Annotated in this window: 14 protein-coding genes and 2 pseudogenes; 8 read left to right on the top strand and 8 right to left on the bottom strand. The window is 70.2% G+C overall.

Translation table 11 applies throughout. From position 1 onward, the window contains the following. Both RHOFW104R8_RS12415 and RHOFW104R8_RS12410 read right to left on the bottom strand, forming a co-directional pair. A pseudogene (locus RHOFW104R8_RS12415) lies at positions 1-448 on the bottom strand (hypothetical protein); the annotation flags it as partial. A gap of 102 nt (positions 449-550) precedes the next feature. Beyond that, positions 551-1,552 (bottom strand): hypothetical protein, encoded by a 1,002-nt coding sequence (locus RHOFW104R8_RS12410; RefSeq protein ID WP_235604425.1) that lies wholly within the window; start codon positions 1,550-1,552, stop codon positions 551-553. A 272-nt stretch (positions 1,553-1,824) separates the two neighbouring features. On the opposite strand from RHOFW104R8_RS12410, the gene fusA reads away from it, so the two are divergent. After that, positions 1,825-3,864, top strand: coding sequence for an elongation factor G (gene fusA / locus RHOFW104R8_RS12405; protein ID WP_068096056.1), 2,040 nt, complete (start codon positions 1,825-1,827; stop codon positions 3,862-3,864). Between the two features lie 30 nt (positions 3,865-3,894). Here fusA and RHOFW104R8_RS12400 read toward each other — a convergent pair whose 3' ends face one another. Then, complete coding sequence (locus tag RHOFW104R8_RS12400) at positions 3,895-4,362, bottom strand: SET domain-containing protein (protein WP_063089714.1); 468 nt, start codon at positions 4,360-4,362, stop codon at positions 3,895-3,897. 300 nt (positions 4,363-4,662) lie between these two features. On the opposite strand from RHOFW104R8_RS12400, the gene RHOFW104R8_RS12395 reads away from it, so the two are divergent. Continuing rightward, a complete protein-coding gene (locus tag RHOFW104R8_RS12395; RefSeq protein WP_068096058.1) occupies positions 4,663-5,139 on the top strand; it encodes a hypothetical protein in 477 nt (158 codons plus the stop codon). A 23-nt stretch (positions 5,140-5,162) separates the two neighbouring features. Continuing rightward, the gene (locus RHOFW104R8_RS12390; protein WP_068096060.1) at positions 5,163-6,953 is read left to right on the top strand and encodes an acyl-CoA dehydrogenase C-terminal domain-containing protein; all 1,791 of its coding nucleotides are present in this window, start codon (positions 5,163-5,165) and stop codon (positions 6,951-6,953) included. Positions 6,954-7,074: 121 nt separating this feature from the next. Here the strand turns inward: RHOFW104R8_RS12390 and RHOFW104R8_RS12385 are convergent, their stop codons facing one another. Next, on the bottom strand, positions 7,075-7,302 hold the full coding sequence (locus tag RHOFW104R8_RS12385; RefSeq protein ID WP_068096075.1) for a hypothetical protein: 228 nt from the start codon (positions 7,300-7,302) through the stop codon (positions 7,075-7,077). A 101-nt stretch (positions 7,303-7,403) separates the two neighbouring features. Between RHOFW104R8_RS12385 and RHOFW104R8_RS12380 the strand changes: the two genes are divergently transcribed. Continuing rightward, positions 7,404-9,371: a CocE/NonD family hydrolase gene (locus RHOFW104R8_RS12380; protein WP_082823616.1), complete on the top strand. Its 1,968-nt coding sequence runs from the start codon at positions 7,404-7,406 to the stop codon at positions 9,369-9,371. Between the two features lie 216 nt (positions 9,372-9,587). Here the strand turns inward: RHOFW104R8_RS12380 and RHOFW104R8_RS12375 are convergent, their stop codons facing one another. Continuing rightward, on the bottom strand, positions 9,588-11,411 hold the full coding sequence (locus tag RHOFW104R8_RS12375) for a triacylglycerol lipase (protein WP_161487776.1): 1,824 nt from the start codon (positions 11,409-11,411) through the stop codon (positions 9,588-9,590). 215 nt (positions 11,412-11,626) lie between these two features. On the opposite strand from RHOFW104R8_RS12375, the gene RHOFW104R8_RS12370 reads away from it, so the two are divergent. Next, on the top strand, positions 11,627-12,628 hold the full coding sequence (locus tag RHOFW104R8_RS12370; protein WP_068096079.1) for a DUF4105 domain-containing protein: 1,002 nt from the start codon (positions 11,627-11,629) through the stop codon (positions 12,626-12,628). Between the two features lie 89 nt (positions 12,629-12,717). Here RHOFW104R8_RS12370 and RHOFW104R8_RS12365 read toward each other — a convergent pair whose 3' ends face one another. Beyond that, positions 12,718-14,157: an RNB domain-containing ribonuclease gene (locus tag RHOFW104R8_RS12365; protein ID WP_068096063.1), complete on the bottom strand. Its 1,440-nt coding sequence runs from the start codon at positions 14,155-14,157 to the stop codon at positions 12,718-12,720. A 147-nt stretch (positions 14,158-14,304) separates the two neighbouring features. Here RHOFW104R8_RS12365 and RHOFW104R8_RS12360 point away from each other — a divergent pair, with 147 nt between their 5' ends. Then, complete coding sequence (locus tag RHOFW104R8_RS12360) at positions 14,305-14,778, top strand: GNAT family N-acetyltransferase (protein ID WP_068096065.1); 474 nt, start codon at positions 14,305-14,307, stop codon at positions 14,776-14,778. 61 nt (positions 14,779-14,839) lie between these two features. On the opposite strand, the gene RHOFW104R8_RS12355 is transcribed toward RHOFW104R8_RS12360, so the two are convergent. Beyond that, positions 14,840-15,619: a SapC family protein gene (locus tag RHOFW104R8_RS12355; RefSeq protein WP_068096067.1), complete on the bottom strand. Its 780-nt coding sequence runs from the start codon at positions 15,617-15,619 to the stop codon at positions 14,840-14,842. A 242-nt stretch (positions 15,620-15,861) separates the two neighbouring features. Here RHOFW104R8_RS12355 and RHOFW104R8_RS12350 point away from each other — a divergent pair, with 242 nt between their 5' ends. Together RHOFW104R8_RS12350 and dxs are read left to right on the top strand one after the other, a co-directional pair. Then, the gene (locus RHOFW104R8_RS12350) at positions 15,862-16,473 is read left to right on the top strand and encodes an HNH endonuclease (RefSeq protein WP_068096069.1); all 612 of its coding nucleotides are present in this window, start codon (positions 15,862-15,864) and stop codon (positions 16,471-16,473) included. Positions 16,474-16,576: 103 nt separating this feature from the next. After that, positions 16,577-18,466 (top strand): 1-deoxy-D-xylulose-5-phosphate synthase, encoded by a 1,890-nt coding sequence (gene dxs, locus RHOFW104R8_RS12345; protein ID WP_068096071.1) that lies wholly within the window; start codon positions 16,577-16,579, stop codon positions 18,464-18,466. A gap of 25 nt (positions 18,467-18,491) precedes the next feature. Here dxs and RHOFW104R8_RS17845 read toward each other — a convergent pair. Beyond that, positions 18,492-18,613, bottom strand: a pseudogene (locus RHOFW104R8_RS17845) (protein-(glutamine-N5) methyltransferase, release factor-specific); the annotation flags it as partial.

The raw sequence follows: 18,613 nt of genomic DNA, 5'->3' as shown, positions 1-18,613 counted from the left end.
GGCTCACCGGCGGTTTCGGGGCGGCCACCGGCTTTGGTGCCGGTGCCTTCGCCTTCGCCACGGCGGCGATCACCGGCGGGGCCGCCGAGGCCGGCCGCTCGGCGACCACGGCCTGCGTGTTGGCGCTGGGTTCGCGGCTGGGTGCGGGCCGGCTGGCGTGGCCCTGGTGGCGTGGCCCGCGCTCCTTGGGCGGGGTGCCGCGCACCGGCGGCGGTGGCGGCGGCTCGGGCGACTCGACCAGGCGCACCTGCATGAACTGCTGCTTCGACGCTGGCGGCGGCACCACCTGGAACGCGGGGCCGAGCACGAAACCGAACAGGAACAGCAGGTGCACCAGCAACGCGCCAAATATCCCGAACAGGCGCAGGCCCAGCTCGCGCGGGCGCGGCCGGGTGCGCAGGTGGTAAACCCGGGCCCGGGTCGCTGCGGCCAGCGGTGAGTTCAGCATCACCCGCGCGGGATTGGCAGAGCGGCTGGTGGCAGGTTGGTCCGGGGGCGGCGAAGGCATGCGGGCGAGTGTAACGGGCGCGGCGCGGCCTCCGCATGACGATCAGTGCCCGCGCGCGGCTCCGGCGGCGCGCTCGCGCAGCTCGGCATCGACCGCGCGAGCGGGCGTGTCGACCGGGCAGCCCCAGGCCAGCGGCTTGCCCGCGCGGTACATCGCGATGCAGGCCGCCTCGTCCGGCTTCGGCGGCGCGTGCGCCGCGCCGTCCAGCGGCGTGGCCGGCGCCATGCTGAGGCGCTCGTCGCCGTCTTTCGCCGAGGGCGGTGGCGGCGGCTCGCCGCCGCAGCCGCCGGCCAGCATGGCGAGGGATACGCCGCAATGGATGCGCACGCCGCGCGGCAGGCGGATGGTCTGCTTCACCGTGGTCTTGTCGACCAGCTTCTGCAACGCGCTGTCGAATGCGTTGCCGCCGCCCCAGTCCTTGTCGAAGCGCGTGGCCCGGTACTCGACCGGGCTGCGGTGCTGCATGATCCGCGCGTCGTCGCGCGGCAGGTTCGGCACGTAGTCCGGCGCGTGCGCACTGGCGGCCGGCGCGGGCAGCAGCGGCTGACCCTGCTGGTCGTAGAGGCGCGGCGTGGGTGGCGGCGCGGGCGCTTGCAGCGTCATCGCGTTCCGCGCCGGCGGTTCATGCCGCGGCAGCGTGGGCGGTCGCGACGCCGCCGGCGGTGCGGGCGGCGTCGGCACCGCGGGGGCCGGTGGCGCGCTGGTGACGAAGCGCACCTCCAGCACTTCATCCCGCGATGCGCGCGGCATCGCAGGCGGGCGCGGACGCATCTGCTGCCACACCACCAGCGCGAACAGCGCGTGCAGCAGCAGCGCCACCAGCAGGGCCGGCCCGTGCCAGCGGTACTCGCGCCCCGGCTCGCGCCAGCGGCGCCGCTGCAGCAGCGCCCGCTCCGCCGCTGCCAGCGGCACCAGGCCACGGGCCGGCGACGCCGCCGGGTCCGGGCTTGGCGAGGTCTGCTGCGGGGGAACACGCTGTGGACGGGCGATGACGATGGCTCGCGGATGGCGGTACGGCCGGGATGCCGGCCGGCGCCCGGGCATCGGCCCGGCAACCTGCCGCATTGCTCCGTAGACCGCCGCGCCGCGGCGCCGGTTCCCCGCACTGCAACTTGACCGTGCCGGCGCTTGGCTCAAGGCTACGCGGACGGCGCCGCGCGCCGTCTCTCCGCCATGACCGCCCTCGCCCTGCACGCGCCACGCTTCCGTGCAGCGGCAGACGACCATGACGGCCCGCCATCGTCAGCCGCCAACGCGCGGCCTCGTGCGGCACCGTTCTTGCCACGAGGCCGTGCCCTGCATGGGAGGGTCGCATCGTGTCGCACACCACGGAAAGCATCCGCAACATCGCGCTCGCCGGGCACGCCGGCGTGGGCAAGACCACGCTATTCGAAGCGCTGCTGCACGCCGGCGGCGCGATCCAGGCGATCGGCTTGGTCGAGCGCGGCAACACGGTTTCGGACAGCGACAGCCAGGAGAAGGCGCGCGCCCATTCCATCGACAGCTGCGTCGCCAGCCTCGGCCACGCCGGCTGCCACATCAACCTGATCGACACCGCCGGCTACGCCGACTTCCGCGGCGGCACGCTGTCGGCGCTGGCCGCGGTGGAGACGGTGGCGGTGGTGGTCAACGCCGTCAACGGCATCGAGCACGGCAGCCGCCGCATGATGGCGCACGCGAAGGCACGCGGCCTGGCGCGCGTGCTGGTGGTGAACAAGATCGACTACGACGGCGCCCACCTGGCCGCGCTGGTCGACGCGCTGCGCGAGGAGTTCGGCCCCGAATGCCTGCCGGTGAACCTGCCGGCCGGGCGCGGCAGCCGTGTGCTGGACTGTTTCTTCCACACCGACGGCGCCACCGATTTTTCCTCGCTGGCCGAGGCGCACCAGCGCATCCTCGACCAGGTGGTGGAAGTCAGCGAGAAGCTGATGGACACCTACCTCGACGCCGGCGAAGGCGCGCTGACGCCGCAGCAGCTGCACGACGCGTTCGAACAATGCCTGCGCGAGGGCCACCTGGTGCCGATCTGCTTCGTCAGCGCGCGCACCGGCGCGGGCGTGGCCGAGCTGCTGGACGTAGCCGCGCGGCTGCTGCCGAACCCGGCCGAGGGCAACCCGCCGCCGTTCGTGCGCGGCGACGGCACGCCGCTGAAGGTCGACGCCGATCCGGCCGCCCACGTGATCGCCGACGTGTTCAAGATCGTCAACGACCCGTTCGTGGGCAAGCTGGGCGTGTTCCGCGTGTGGCAGGGCACGATCCGCCGCGACAGCCAGCTGCTGGTCGACGACGGCCGCAAGCCGTTCAAGGTCGGCCACCTGCTGCGCCCGCAGGGCAAGGGGCACGTGGAGATCGAGGCGGCGATCCCCGGCGACATCGCCGCGGTGGCGAAGGTGGAGGAGATCCACTTCGACGCGGTGCTGCACGACTCGCACGACGAGGACCGCATCGCGCTGGCGCCGCCGACCTTCCCCTCGCCGATGTTCGGCCTGGCGCTGGTGCCGCGGCACAAGGGCCAGGAGCAGAAACTCTCCAACGCGCTGGCGCGGCTGGCCGAGGAAGACCCGTGCTTCCGCGTCGAGCACCACAAGGAACTCAACGAGACGGTGGTGCGCGGGCTGTCCGACCTGCACCTGAAGGTGATGCTGGAGCGCATGCGCGAGCGCTACGGCGTCGAGGTGGAGGCGCACCCGCCGCGGATCGCCTACCGCGAAACCATCGCCGCCCACGCCGAGGGCCACCACCGGCACAAGAAACAGACCGGCGGCGCCGGCCAGTTCGGCGAGGTGTTCCTGCGCATCGAGCCGCTCGAGCGCGGCGCCGGCTTCGAGTTCGTCGACGCAGTGAAGGGCGGCGTGATCCCCAACCAGTTCCTGCCGGCGATCGAGAAGGGCGTGCGCCAGGCGATGGAGCACGGCGCGGTCGCCGGCTACCCGCTGCAGGACCTGCGGGTGACCGTGTACGACGGCAAGTACCATCCGGTCGACTCGAAGGAAGTCGCCTTCGTCAGCGCCGGCAAGAAGGCGTTCCTCGACGCGGTCGGCAAGGCACGGCCGATCGTGCTGGAGCCGATCGTCAACGTCGAGGTGGCGATCCCCGAGAGCAGCGTGGGCGACGTCACCGGCGGCCTCGCCGGCAAGCGCGCGCGCATCATGGGCACCGACACCCAGCGCGGCGGCGAGCTGGTGATCAAGGCACAGGCGCCGCTGGCCGAGCTGGTCGACTACCCCACCGAACTGAAGTCGATGACCGGCGGCCGCGGCCGCTACAGCCTCGACCTCAGCCACTACGAGGCAGTGCCGCCCACCGTGCAGAAGCAGCTCAGCGAGGCGTGGAAACCGCACGTGGAAGAGGATTGAGCCTACCTGCAGGCAGGTGCCGCCTCGGCTTCAGCGCTTCGGCTTGAGCAGGGTGCCGCTGCACTTCGGCGAGCCGCACAGGCAAACCCACAGCTTTTTCAGGCGCGCGGTATGCGGCACGTCGAGCACGATGCCGTAGTCGTAGGTGAGCTCCTCGCCCGGCTTGATGTTGCGGATCGCCTCGATCAGCACGCGGTCCCGGCGCGGGTCGCCGCTGGCGCTTTCCTCGACCAGCGCGCGGCAGTTCGGCGCGCAGCTGTGGTTGATCCAGCGTGCGCTGTTGCCGCCCTGGTTGGCGTCGACGATGTAGTCGTCGTTGAGCGTGAACAGGAACGTGTGGCCGGTTTCGCCGCCGTCGCCGTACAGTCCGTCGGCCTGCGCATGGGTCAGCAGCTTGCCCTTGTATTCGATGATTTCCTCGCCCCTGGCGATCGGGGCAGCGGCGAACACGCCGTTGCCGTGGATCGGCGAGCGGCGCGCAACAAAGCGTCGTGACATGCGGTGGAACCCTGCGGGCGAAGAGGAAACGCCGATGATGCCCGTTTGCCGATGCCGGCGAAACCTCGCGATGGCCGTCGTCATCGGGCGCGCACGATGTCCTGCCCGTATTGCGCCATTTCCGCGCACTCATGCACATCGGCATCCCGACGAAGCGTTTCCGCCAGCCGACGGACCGCTCGATCCGCATGGCGGGGCCGGAGGTTTCCACCGGCGCGGGCACTTGTCGGCCTCGTACTGGCGCCGGCACCCCCAATCGTGGTTAGAATCGGTATTCAAACGATCGTTTGGAGAACTGCGATGCGCCTGCTGCGCTGGATCATCCCCGTCCTGCTGCTGGGCCTGGCCGCCTGTGGCCCGGCGAAGAAAAGCGTGTACCCGCCCAACGTGAGCATCCAGCAGCTGACGGTGCTGCCGGGCGGCCAGTGGCAGCTGACCTTGCGCATCCAGAACAACAGCTACGGCGAGATGGACTTCAGGTCGCTGGACGGCCTGCTGCAGGTTGCCGAACTGGTGCCGGTGCGGCTGCACGCCACCTTCGAGCGCGACATCCCCGAGCTCGCCGGCGACGTGGTCCAGCTCGACGTGCTGCCTACCGCCGCGATGGCCCAGGCGCTGCAGGCGGCCGCCGCCAAGGGCAGCGCCGGTTCGCTGGCCTACCGCGTCAGCGGCAGCATCAGCGCCAGGCCCGAGCAGGAATCGAAGCCGCGCGAATTCGACTTCAGCGGCAACAACTGGATCTCGCCGGTGCCGGGCATTCCCGGCACCTACCGCTGACCCCTTTCACCCAAGGAACCGCCATGACCATCTACAAGGCCCCCCTCGACGACCTGCGCTTCGCCCTGTTCGACGTCCTCGGCGCCGAGCACACCCTCACCTCGCTGCAGGGCGGCGAGGCACACAGCCGCGACCTGCTCGACGCGGTGCTGGAGGAAGCCGGCCGCCTCAGCGAACAGCTGCTGGCGCCGACCAACGCGCCCGCCGACGCGGAGGGCTGCCGCTTCGACAAGGCCGCCCACACGGTGACCACGCCGAAGGGTTTCAAGGAGGCGTTCAAGGCCTTCGCCGAAGGCGGCTGGACCGGCCTGACCAACCCCGAGGCCTACGGCGGCCAGGCGTTGCCCGGTGTGCTCGGCACCGCCACCACCGAGATCTTCCAGTCCGGCAACCTGGCCTGGAGCCTGTACCCGCTGCTGTCCGAGGGCGCCACCCACGCGATGGAACAGCACGGCGAGGAGTGGCAGCGTGAGCGCTTCATGAAGCCGATCGTCGCGGGCCGCTGGACCGGCACGATGTGCCTGACCGAGCCGCAGGCCGGCTCCGACCTCGGCCTGCTGAAGACCCGCGCCGAACCGGGCGCGGCCGACGCCGGCGGCCATCCGACCTACCGCATCAGCGGCACCAAGATCTTCATCAGCGCCGGCGAGCACGACCTTGCCGAGAACATCGTGCACCTGGTGCTGGCGCGCCTGCCCGACGCGCCGGAAGGCAGCCGCGGCATCTCGATGTTCATCGTGCCGAAATTCAAGGTCGGCGAGGACGGCTCGCTGGGTGCGCGCAACACCGTCGCCGCCGGCGCGATCGAGCACAAGATGGGCATCCATGCCTGTTCCACCTGCGTGATGAACTTCGACGGCGCCGAGGGCTACCTGATCGGCAAGCCGCACAAGGGCCTGGCCGCGATGTTCACCATGATGAACGCGGCGCGCCTGTCGGTCGGCGTGCAGGGCCTGGCGCTGGCCGAACGTGCGCTGCAGAACAGCCTCAACTACGCGCGCGAACGGCTGCAGTCGCGCGCGCTGTCCGGCCCGAAGTTCCCGGACAAGCCAGCCGACAACCTGCTGGTGCAGCCGGACGTGCGGCGCATGCTGCTGACCCAGCGCGCCTTCGTCGAGGGTTCGCGTGCGCTGGTGCTGTACACCGCGCTGCAGACCGACATCGAGCATCGCGCCATCGACGAGGCGGCCCGGCAGAAGGCCGGCGAGCTGGTCGCGTTCCTGATCCCGATCGCCAAGGGCATGACCACCGAGCTGGCGCAGGAGTGCACCAAGGAAGCGCTGCAAATCTACGGCGGCCACGGCTACATCGCCGAGAACGGCATGGAGCAGTTCGTGCGCGACGCCCGCATCATCACCCTGTACGAAGGCACCACCGGGATCCAGGCGGCCGATCTGCTCGGCCGCAAGATCCTCCAGCTGCAGGGCGTGGGCGCGAGGCACTTCCTGCAGGAGATCGGCGCGTTCTGCCAGCAGCACGGCGCCGACGCCTCGCTACGCGGCCTGATCGGCCCGCTGGCCGCCGCCGCGAAGGAATGGAGCGAGCTCACCGCGAGCCTGGCCAAGCGCGTGCAGGCCAACCCGGAGGAACTCGGCGCCGCCGCCAGCGACTACCTGTACTACTCCGGCTACGTCACCCTCGCCTACCTGTGGGCGCGCAGCGTGGCCGCCGCCGAGGCCGGCTCGCAATCCGCCGCGTTCAAGCAGGCCAAGCGCGACACCGCCGCGTTCTACTTCGCCCGCATCCTGCCGCGCACCCTGGTGCACAAGGCAGCGATCGAGGCAGGCGTGGCCACCTTGCCGGCCATCGACTGACCATCGGCGCCACAGGCGCACGAAAAAGCCCGGGCAGGTCCCGGGCTTTTTCGTCCGTTGCCCGCAGGGGCGGCCGGAAATGTCCCGCCAGGTCAACTTCTGCTCAAGAAGGGCAGTCGCCTCAGGCTCCGGCAAAGCTCCCGGCCTGCCCGGCCTGGGTTCCCAGGTACTGCCGGATCCATTCCTCATGGGCCTCGGCGGCCCGCAGCAGTTCGTGCGCCATGGCCAGGCAGGGGGCGGCGATGTCGGGGCGGGCGGCAACCGCCTTCACCGTGCGGAGTTCCGGCCGTGCGGCCTCGACCGGTTCGCCCTGAAGCAGATGACTGATGTCGTAGGCAAGATCGTTCATGCACCCCATCATGCAATAGGCTTGCCAACGGCACGCGACCGCTGATCCGCGCCGCCGTTGCCGCTACTCTTGGCAGCGCATTGCCAACCGAAGGGGACACCATGAAACCGTGCCGAGTCGCCGCGGGCCTGAAGCCCGCGCTGTTCGCCCTGCTGCTCACGATGAGCGGCGTCCTGCAGGCCACGGGCGCGCCGCAGGCGAAGTACCCGGACTACCCCAGCGAGACGCCGGCGAAGTTCGTGCCGGCCACCGCCGGCTTCGACTACATCAAGCGCGACGTGATGATCCCGATGCGCGACGGCGTGAAGCTGCACACCGTCATCCTGATTCCGAAGGGCGCCAGCCACGCCGGCATCCTGCTCACCCGCACGCCGTACGACGCCAACGCGCTGACCACGCACGGCATGAGCGGCCACCTCGGGCCGATGCTGCAGGGCTACGACAACGCCGCCGACATCATCGTCGAGGACGGCTACATCCGCGTGGTGCAGGACATCCGCGGCAAGTACGGCTCGGAGGGCGACTACGTGATGAACCGGCCGCTGCACGGGCCGCTGAATCCCACCCCGGTGGACGACGCCACCGACACGTACGACACCATCGACTGGCTGGTGAAGAACATCCCCGAGTCGAACGGCAAGGTCGGCACGCTGGGCATCTCCTACGACGGCTTCGAGCCGCTGATGGCGCTGTTCAACCCGCATCCGGCACTGAAGGTCTCGGTGCCGATGAACCCGATGGTCGACGGCTGGATGGGCGACGACTGGTTCCACCACGGCGCGTTCCGCCAGCAGAACATCAGCTACATCTACGAACAGGTCGCCAGCCGCGACAACGCGATCAAGTGGTGGACCAGCTACCACGACGAGTACGACCTGTTCATGCACTACGGCTCCGCCGGCGCGCTGGCCGACGCCTACGGCATGCGCCAGCTCGGCTTCTGGAACAAGCTGCTGGCGCACCCCGCCTACGACAGCTTCTGGAGCGAGCAGGCGGTGGACAAGCTGCTCGCCAGGGAGCCGCTGAAGGTGCCGGTGATGCTGGTGCACAGCCTGTGGGACCAGGAAGACATCTACGGCGCGCTCGCCGTCTATCGCGCGATCAAGCCGAAGGACACCGGCGGCGACATGGTCAGGCTGGTGATGGGCCCGTGGCACCACGGCCAGGAGATCGACGAGGGCAGTTCGCTCGGCGCGATCCGCTTCGGCAGCGACACCGCGAAGTATTTCCGCGAGAAGATCCTGCGCCCGTACCTGGCGCAATACCTGAAGGACGGCGCGCCGAAGGCCGACCTCGCGCCGGTCACCGCGTACCAGACCGGCAGCAACCAGTGGCAGCGGCTGCCGCGCTGGCCGCTGGCCTGCGCCGACGGCTGCGCCACGAAGAGCCGCGCGCTGTACCTGCACGCCGACCACAAGCTCGGCTTCGGCGCACCCGTCGGCCGCGATGCCTACGACGAGTACGTTTCCGATCCCGCGCATCCGGTGCCGTTCCGCGTGCGCCCGATCCAGTCGGTCGGCTACGGCGACGGCCAGACCTGGTCGCAATGGCTGGTCGACGACCAGCGCGAGGCCTCCGGCCGCACCGACGTGCTCAGCTACGTCAGCGACGTGCTCACCGCGCCGCTCACCATCAGCGGTGCGCCCGAGGTAAACCTGGTCGCCTCCACCAGCGGCAGCGACAGCGACTGGGTGGTCAAGCTGATCGACGTCTACCCCGACCAGGTGGCCGAGCAACCCGGGATGGGCGGCTACCAGCTCGCCGTGGCGATGGACATCTTCCGCGGCCGCTATCGCGAAGGCTTCGCCGAGGGCAAGCCGATCCCCACCGACCGGCCGCTGCCCTACCGCTTCGCCCTGCCCGCCGCCAACCACGTGTTCCTGCCCGGCCACCGCATCATGGTGCAGGTGCAGTCCAGCTGGTTCCCGCTGTACGACCGCAACCCGCAGACCTTCGTGCCGAACATTTTCCTGGCCAAACCGGCGGACTACGTGAAAGCCACCCAGCGCGTGTACCACGCACCGGCGCAGGCGAGTTTCATTGCGTTGCCGGTGGTGGGCGGCGGCTGAACCGCGCAGCTCCTTCCCCTGCAAGGCAGGGGAAGGCCGGCGACCACAGGGAATCCTTTTGGTGCGGGATGGGCTTTTGACCCGGGAGACCGGATCAAGAGCAACCCCGGATCTCCTTACCTTGCAGGGGAAGCGCGGCGACGATCAACGAAGCCGCGAATCTGACATGTGGCGCACTCCGTTCACAACCCGTATGCGCGAGGCCGCCAGGCGGCGCTAGCGCGGATCGCCCTTCGCCGCGGATATCTGCAGCCGCAGAATCCGCCGCAATTCCAGGATCGCCGCCGGGGTTTCCTGCACGCTGTGCCAGGACGGGATCGCCAGCTCGGAGTCGGCGCCGTCCAGGTGCGCGCTGCGGTACGGCACCACGCCGTCACTGCTGTCCTGCAACGGCCCCTTCGATTTATAGACGCCGACGATGGTGTGGTAGTGCACGCGCGGCGAGATCGGCAGGTTCGCCGCGGCGACGATGAACGGATCGGTATCGCTGAGGTTGTCGATGCTGTTGGACACGTGCAGCGACGGCCCTTCGCCGGCATCGCCGGTCTTCAGCAGGTCGGCGATCTCGGCCATTTCGTTCAGCACGACGACCGGCAGCCGGATCAGGTTGCCGAGCCAGCGCGCGAGGCGATGCTGCGCATACGGCGTGCCGCGGTGCGGTGCGGCCAGGAACACCGCGCGGGTCACCTGCGGCATCGGGGTGAACTGCAGGTACGGCGCCAGGCGCTGGCGCAGGCGCTGACGCTTCGCCGCCGACAGGTTCGCGCGCAGCGGGATCAGGCTCCACAGCTTGTCGCCGCTGGATGACATCAGCAGGCGCGCGATCAGGCCGCCCATGCTGTGGCCGATCAGCACCATGTTCTGCGAGGCGCGCGCCTGGCCGGACGGGTCGTAATGCTTCAGCGTGGCATCCAGCGCCTTGCGGATGTTGGCCAGGTTGACCGCGACCGGCAGGTTGGTCGGGTAGTAGATCTCCCACACCTGGTAGTTGCGGCGCAGTTCCTCGTCGCCCATCACGTCGTTCGCCACGTTGACCCACGCTTCCGGGCTGCTGGCCAGGCCGTGCAGCATCACCACCGTGAGCCTGCCGGGATCGTACGGCTGCATCAGCAGCACGCGCGGCGTGCGGATGCCGCCTTCGCGCCCCAGCAGCGAGCGGATGGACTGGCTGGCGAAGCCCGAGCGGGCCAGCCACACGCCGTAGGGTGCCGTGAAGTTCGCCCCCAGCGGCACCACCTGCCCGCCCACGGCCAGGCTGTGGTCGCGGTAGGGGGAGCGCACCAGCGGGCGCACCCGCCGCGTCGCCAGCACTTCAGCCAGCGTGTCGCCGTCGAACACCAGCGCACCGGTCATCGGCACATAGCGCGGCTCGCGCCACGGCTCCGCGGCATCGGCCTGCTCCGCCGGCGCGACGCCCACGAAGTCGGAGCCGAAGCCGTCGCGCCGGTATACATTGCGCAGGCCGTTGAAGCGCAGGTTGGCCGCCGGGATCAGTTCCGTCGGCACGCGGGCATCGCCGGCCAGGCGCACGTCGCTCTGCGGGCGCAACACGGTCCAGCCGGCCAGCGTGGCCTGCGTCCAGTGCGGGCCCAGCCGCGGCAGCTCCAGGAACAGGCGGCTCAGCACCCGCTGCACGGCCAGGTTGTAGAACCCCGTCACCTGCCCCTGGCGCGATTCGAACGCGCGCTCGGCGGGCGAGCGCGCGGTGTAGAACAGGTACGCGTAGGCGTAGCGCGCGGCCTGCAGGTAGGCATCCAGCGTCGCATCGGCCAGCGCCTCGCCGTGCCGCGAGCGCTCCGCCCCCAGCGCTCGGCCCAGCCACAACTCGGCCAGCGCCGAGAGCCGCTGCTCGTCGGTCAGCCCCGCCGAACGGGCCACCGTGTCGGTGCAGGCGGCGAACTCGCGCTGGCAACTGTCGACCGCCAGCGCCACCACGTTGAGTGACTGCACGGTGCGGTCGCTCAGCCGGCTGGCGCCGATCACGTCGGCGCGCCGCTGGTTGACGTAGTCGTTGGTGGTGATGCGGCTCACGCCGACCATCGCGCAGGCGTTGAGGCCGAGCAGCCCGATGACGGCGACGCCGCGCGCCACCCACGTGCGAATGCCGGCGCTCACCGGCCTGCCCGCATCTGCAGCATTCCCATCGGCTTCCGCTCCCGGCCCAGGCAGTGCGGGGATTGTAGCGAGGGGCCCGGCATTGTCATGCCGCGGCCAAAGCTGCAGGCTTGCATCGTGGACGGATGCCCGGGAACGAGATGGCAAAAAAGCATGGGGTGATCGGCAGGGCGGCGCTCATCGCGGCGGCGTCACTCGTTACCTTCGCCTCCGGCGCGTGGGGCGCCATGGCGCTGTGGTACCAGTTGCCCGGCAACGCGGCCGTGCGCACGCTCGGCGGCATGCTGTGGGCACTGGCCGTGATCGCCCTGGCCGCCATCGCCATCGCCCGCCGCAGCTGGCTGCCGCTGGGCGCCTATGCGGCGATGTACGCGCTGCTGCTGTGGTGGTGGGCGGGCATCGCGCCGTCCGCCACGCGGACCTGGGCCGACGACGTCGCGCGCCAGTTCACCGGCACGGTGGACGGCAGCGAGGTGACACTCCACGACGTGCGCGACTTCGACTGGCGCAGCGACGACGACTACGGCACGCGCTGGGAAACCCGCCGTTACGACCTGGACCGGCTCGCCTCGGCCGACGCGGTGCTGTCGTACTGGGGCAGCCGCGCGATCGCCCACGCGATGGTCTCGTTCGGCTTCGACGACGGCCGCCGCGTGGTCTTCTCGGTGGAGATCCGCCGCGAGCGCGGCGAGCAGTATTCGCCGATCGGCGGCTTCTTCAAGCAGTTCGAGGCGGTGCTGGTGGCCGCCGACGAGCGCGACATCATCCGCGTGCGCACCAACGTGCGCGGCGAGGACGACTACCTGTATCCGCTGCGCATGGACAAGGCGGCCATGCGCGCGCTGTTCCTCTCCTACGTGCGTGCCGCCAACGAGCTGGCGACGACGCCGAAGTTCTACAACACGATCACCTCGAACTGCACCACGATCGTCTACCGCATGGCCCGGCAGATCGAGCCGGGGCTGCCATGGGACATCCGCCTGCTGCTGACCGGCTACCTGCCGGACTACCTGCACGAGGTGGGCGCGGTGGACCGCAGCGTGCCGGTCGACGAGCTGCGCCGCCGCGGCCGCATCACCGAACGGGCGCGGCGCACGGCGGCGGGCGATGATTTCTCCCGCGCGATCCGCGCCGACCGCTGAGGACTTGTTCCCGGGCGCCTCGCGTCGCCGCCGCGTGGCCGTGCGAACGAACCGCCGCGACCTCGCCGCGATGCGCTGCGCCGCGGCCCTCAGCCCGCCAGCGCGAAGCGCGTCACCCGCGTGCCCGGATCGGCTTCGACCAGGGTCACCTTGACGTCGGCGCCGAGCGGCAGGCTGGACGTACCCGAGATGCCGGCCTCGATCGCCGGCTCGCGCACGATCACCGTGCCCTTGTCGGGGTCGTCGTGGGCGACCTCGACGATCGCACCGTCGAACACTTCGCCCACGCGCGGCGCCAGCACGGCGGCCTCGGCCAGGTCGAGCACCGCTCTTTCGTACTGGCTGGCGCGGTGGCCGGAAGCCTGCATGGTGGCCGGCAGGCCCGGCAACGCGACCAGCGCCCAGCCCGGCACCGGCTGCTTCGCGCACAGCGCCACGCAGACCTCGCCGGTGTAGCGATCGACCAGCCGGCGCAGCGGCGCGGTGGCGTGGGTGTACTGCGCGGCCAGTGCCGAGTGCGTCGACTGCGCCGGCAGCGCGCCGTCGAACGCCGCGTAGCCGGCCCCGCGCAGCAGCGTGGTGCAGGCGGTCAGCATCGCCACGTGGACATCCTTCGCGGGGTCCAGCGAACGGATGAAGCCGGGGTAATCCAGCCCGGGCGACCAGGCGATGCCGAGTACCCGCGCGGTGACGCGCAGGCGCTCGATCGCGTGCGGATCGGGCGGCGGCAGGGTGCGCAGCAGGCCCACCTTCGCCTGCACCATCAGGTACGCCGCGGCCATCCCGGTCAGCAGCGAGATCTGCTCGTTCCAGTCCTCCAGCGGCAGCCGCGCCCGGAACGCCAGCACCCAGCGGTCGTCGACCACGCTGACCTCCTGCTCCGGCAGCGGCAGGCTGACGCCGCCGCGCGACTGCTCGCGCTGCCGGCGCAGCTCGCCGATCTCGCGCAGCACCGCCCACATCGGCTCGGCCGCGCCGGCGTCGATGCGCTGCTGCACGCCGGCGTAGTCCAGCCGGGCGCGGCTGGTCACCCGCGCGCGGCGCACGTCGACGGCGACGCCTTCGCCGGTCTTGTCCAGCTCCATCGTCCACAGCAGCGCCGGGCGCAGCTGGCCCGGCAGCAGCGAGGCGGCGCCTTCGGACAGCGCCTTCGGATGCAACGGGATCCGGGCATCCGCGCCGTACAGCGTCTCGCCGCGGCGGTGCGCCTCGAGGTCGACCGGGTCGCCGGGGCTGACGAACGCGGCGACGTCGGCGATCGCGTAGTGCACGCGGTAGCCGCCATCGGTGCGCTCGACGTGCAACGCCTGGTCCAGGTCCATCGAGCCGGCCGGGTCGATGGTGACCAGCGCGATGTCGCTGCGGTCCAGTTCCGGCAGGCGCGGGTTCGCGGCGGCCTTCGCGGCGGCGGCCTCGACTTCCGGCGGGAACGCCGCCGGCAACTTCAGCTCGGCCTGGATGTCGCGCATGCCCTGGGCGATCACGGCGTTGCCGGCGGGCTGGATGTGCAGGCGGCGGGTGGTCGACATGGACGATCCTCGGTGGCGGTCGGCGACCCGGGCTGGAGCGCATGCCCGTCGCACCGCCCGGAATATACACGTGCCGGGCAGGACTACCGAAGTCGGCGCGCAAGGTGTAGAAACAGCGGCGTCACCATCCAGTCTCCGCCCGATCCGATGACCGACACGACGCTGCTGATCCGCCTGGCCGAAGACGACGACGATTTCATCCTCTCGCTGACATCGCGTTTCGTGGATTTCACCCTGCCGCCATGGCGGCGGCGGCACGAGTGCGTGGAAGGCATCCGCAAGGACCTGCTGCGGCACCTCGAGGACCAGCCGCCGAACAGCTTCCTGTTCGTGGCGGAGGACGCAGACGGCGAACGGGTCGGCTTCATCCACCTGCAGCGCACCGCGGATTTCTTCACCGGGCGCAGCAACTGCCACATCTCCGACCTGGCGGTGGTGCCGCACCGCGAAGGCAACGGCGTCGGAAGCGCTCTGCTGGCGCACGCCGAAACGTGGGCGCGCGAGCACCAATGCCAGCTGGTGACGCTGGCGGTGTTCCCCGGCAACGAGCGCGCCCGCGCGCTGTACGAAGCCAGCGGCTACGCCACGGACCTGCTGCGGCTGGCCAAGCCGGTACGCTGAAGCCGCCAACGAAAAAGCCGCCCGGAGGCGGCTTTTTCATCGTGGGCAGGTGGCCGCGCGGTCAGTTCGCCGCGCCGGCAGCCGCCTCGGCTTCCTCGCGCGTGTCGAGGCGACGGGCCAGGCGGTCGATGTTGGTCAGCGACAGCAGATGGGCATAGACCCAGCCGAGCACGCCTTCGCGCAGGAACTCCTGGGTGGTCTTCTCGTCCAGCTCGCGCAGCTTCTGCTCGTTGACCACGTACAGGCCGTTGAGGTTGATCGAGCGGCCCTGCTGGCCGTCCTTGCCTTCCTTCTGCAGCTGGACATTGCGCGCCTCCAGCAGGTCGTGCTTGACCAGCTGCTCCATGAACCACTTGGTGCGCGCCACGTTCTGCTGGAACTCGCCGAGGAAACCCACGGCGTTCGTCAGCAGCTCGCTGTCGGTGCCGTCTTCCTCGAACAGGCGCTGGCCTTCGCTGTCGCTGAAGCCTTCGTACTGTTCGTCGAGGAACACGGTGAAATCGTCGCCGTCCTGCCCGGCCGGCTTCTCGGCCAGTACGAACGGATAGCGCCGCACGAAGGCCGGGATGTAGGTATCCGCCGCCCACTGGCCGTTCGCGTCGACGTACAGGTTCTCGTTCTGGCGCAGGCCGAGCAACGCGATCGGGCCGGCGTCGGCCGCGCTGGTGCCGGCGAACAGGATCAGCAGGTCGCGCGCGGCGATGCCGAACTCCACGCCGGTCAGCGGCACCGAATGCGCGTTCATCGCGAACTTCACGTTCGGCACGGTCTTCATGCGCAGGTTTTTGTGATCGTTGCGGTTGAGCGGCACCGGGCGCTCGTAGAAAAGGACTTCAGCCACGTTGTCTACCTCTGCCGCCGCCGTGCCGGGTCACCACCGAAGCGCCCCTACCAAACCCGGCGCCGGATCTGTGTTGACTGCCGATCATATCAGTGCCCGCCGGCGGCGGCGACTGTACGTCCGCGGCGCTCCCTGCCCCATCTGCATGCGAATTGCAACGAAATTGTTCTATGCTGGCCCCGGACAAGCATTCCCGCATTGCCGAAACGCTCTTTCGACGCCCTGGCTGAAGGACGATTTACATGCTGATGGAAGTGCCAAGTCGGGCCGACCTCAACGCGACCCGCGTGTTGTCGCTGGACGCCGCCGGCCGCATCCTCGACTGGATCAGCTGGCAGGAGGCGGTGTGCCTCTACGTCCGCGACGCCGTCGCCTGGACGCTGGGCGACCCCTGCCTCACCGTGCGCGGCGGGCACAACCGCCTGCTCGGCACGCAGAGCCGGATGCACCTGCACCCGATCATCGCCAGCACCGGCCACTGCCGCGAGCACGCGATCGACCCGGCCCCCGCCCTGACCAACACCGCCCTGTTCGCGCGCGACCGCCACATCTGCCTGTACTGCGGCGACCACTTCACCCGCGCCGAGCTGACCCGCGACCACGTGCTGCCGATCTCCAAGCGCGGCCGGGACGAGTGGGAGAACGTGGTCAGCGCCTGCCTCGCCTGCAACCTGAAGAAGAGCAACCGTACCCCGCAGGAAGCCGACATGCCGCTGCTGGCGGTGCCGTACCGGCCGAGCTGGGTCGAGCACCTGATCCTGTCCAACCGCAACATCCTGGCCGACCAGATGGAATTCCTGGTCAGCCGGCTGCCGCGCGACCGCCGTTCGATGAACATGCCGGTGGCCGCCTGAGTCCAGCCGGCGGCGGGCACGGCCCGGTTCCGCCCGGGCGCCGCCAGGTTCCGTTCACCTGTCCGCCCTTGCCCCGCCCCCGCGCTGGGCCAACAATACGCAGATGAACGACCTTTCCCATTACCCCCACCTGGCGCCGATCGAAACGCCGGCCGACCTGCGCCGCGTGAGCGACGAGGATCTGCCCGCCGTCGCCGACGAACTGCGCCAGTACCTGATCGAATCCGTGGCCAGCTCCGGCGGCCACTTCGGCGCCGGCCTCGGCGTGGTGGAACTTACCGTGGCGCTGCACCACGAGTTCGATACCCCGCACGACCGCCTGGTGTGGGACGTGGGCCACCAGTGCTATCCGCACAAGATCCTCACCGGCCGACGCGACCGCATTACCACGATCAAGAAGAAGGATGGCCTGGCGCCGTTCCCGCGGCGCGAGGAAAGCGAGTACGACGCCTTCGGCGTCGGCCACTCGTCCACCTCGATCTCGGCCGCGCTGGGCATGGCGATCGCCGCGCAGCGCAAGGGCGACAAGCGCAAGGTGGTGGCGGTGATCGGCGACGGCGCGATGACCGCCGGCATCGCGTTCGAGGCGCTCAACCACGGCGGCGACGTCGAACCGGACATGCTGGTGGTGTTCAACGACAACGGCATGTCGATCAGCGAGAACGTGGGCGCGATGACCAAGATGATGGCGCGCGCGATGGCCAGCCGCCGGCTGAACGAGCTGCGCGAGCGGGCCAAGCGGGCGATCCCGAAGCAGTCCTTCGCCGGTCGCTGGTTCAAGCGCTGGGAGGAGCATGCCAAGGGCATGTTCGTGCCTTCCACGCTGTTCGAGGAACTGGGCTTCCACTACACCGGCCCGATCGACGGCCACAACCTCCCGCAGCTGCTGCAGGCGCTGCGCACGGTGAAGAACCTGCCCGGCCCGCAGCTGCTGCACGTGATCACCACCAAGGGCAAGGGCTACGCGCCGGCCGAGCAGGCGCAGATCGAGTACCACGCGGTCGGCCCGTTCGACCCCGAGGCCGGCCTGGTCAAGAAGGCCGCGCCGGCCCGGCCCACCTACACCGACATCTTCAGCGACTGGCTGTGCGACCAGGCCGCCGCCGACGAACGCCTGCTCGGCATCACCCCGGCAATGCGCGAGGGCTCCGGCCTGGTGCGTTTCTCGAGGGAATACCCCGATCGCTACTTCGACGTGGCGATCGCCGAGCAGCACGCGGTCACGCTGGCCGCCGGCATGGCCTGCGAAGGCGCCAAGCCGGTGGTGGCGATCTACTCCACCTTCCTGCAGCGCGCCTACGACCAGGCGATCCACGACGTGGCGCTGCAGAACCTCGACGTCACCTTCGCGATCGACCGCGCCGGCGTGGTCGGCCCGGACGGCGCCACCCACTCGGGCAGCTTCGATCTCACCTTCCTGCGCTGCCTGCCGAACATGGTGGTCATGGCGCCGGCCGACGAGAACGAGTGCCGCATGATGCTCTCCACCGGCTTCCACCATGCCGGCCCCGCCGCCATCCGCTACCCGCGCGGCACCGGCCCCGGCACCGCGATCCACCACCAGCTCGACACCCTGCCGATCGGCAAGGCCGAGCTGCGCCGGCGCGGCCACGGCCTGGCCCTGCTCAGCTTCGGCGCGATGCTGGCGCCCGCCGCCGCGATCGCCGCCGAGCTGGACGCCAGCCTGGTCAACATGCGCTTCGTGAAGCCGCTGGACGAGGCGCTGATCGTGGAGTTGGCGAAGACCCACGACGCCTTCGTCACCCTGGAAGACAACGCGGTCGCCGGCGGCGCCGGCTCCGCCGTGGCCGAATGCCTGGCCGCGCACGGCCTCACCCTGCCGATCCTGCACCTCGGCCTGCCGGACGTGTACCTCGAACACGGCAGCCGCGAGGAAGTGCTCTCCATGGCCGGCCTCGACCTGCCCGGCATCCGCCACGCGATCCGCGCGCGTTTTCCGCAGCTGGCCGCTGTCGTGGCCAACGCGGGCTGATCGCGGTCGGCGCGTAGAAGCGCACCCTGCGGCTGCCGGAAACGCGGTCGCGTTGTTCCAGGTCCTGCGCCGTGAATACCCCGGTGTATCCGGCATCGGCGAGCAGCGCGCGGACGGCGACGCCCTGGTTCCAGCCGTGCTCGAACA

Origin of the sequence: Rhodanobacter sp. FW104-R8, from assembly GCF_001617365.1 — a bacterium.
Lineage (GTDB): Bacteria > Pseudomonadota > Gammaproteobacteria > Xanthomonadales > Rhodanobacteraceae > Rhodanobacter.
Note: the sequence above shows the minus strand (reverse complement) of the source record. Positions and strands in the feature narration are given on the sequence as shown.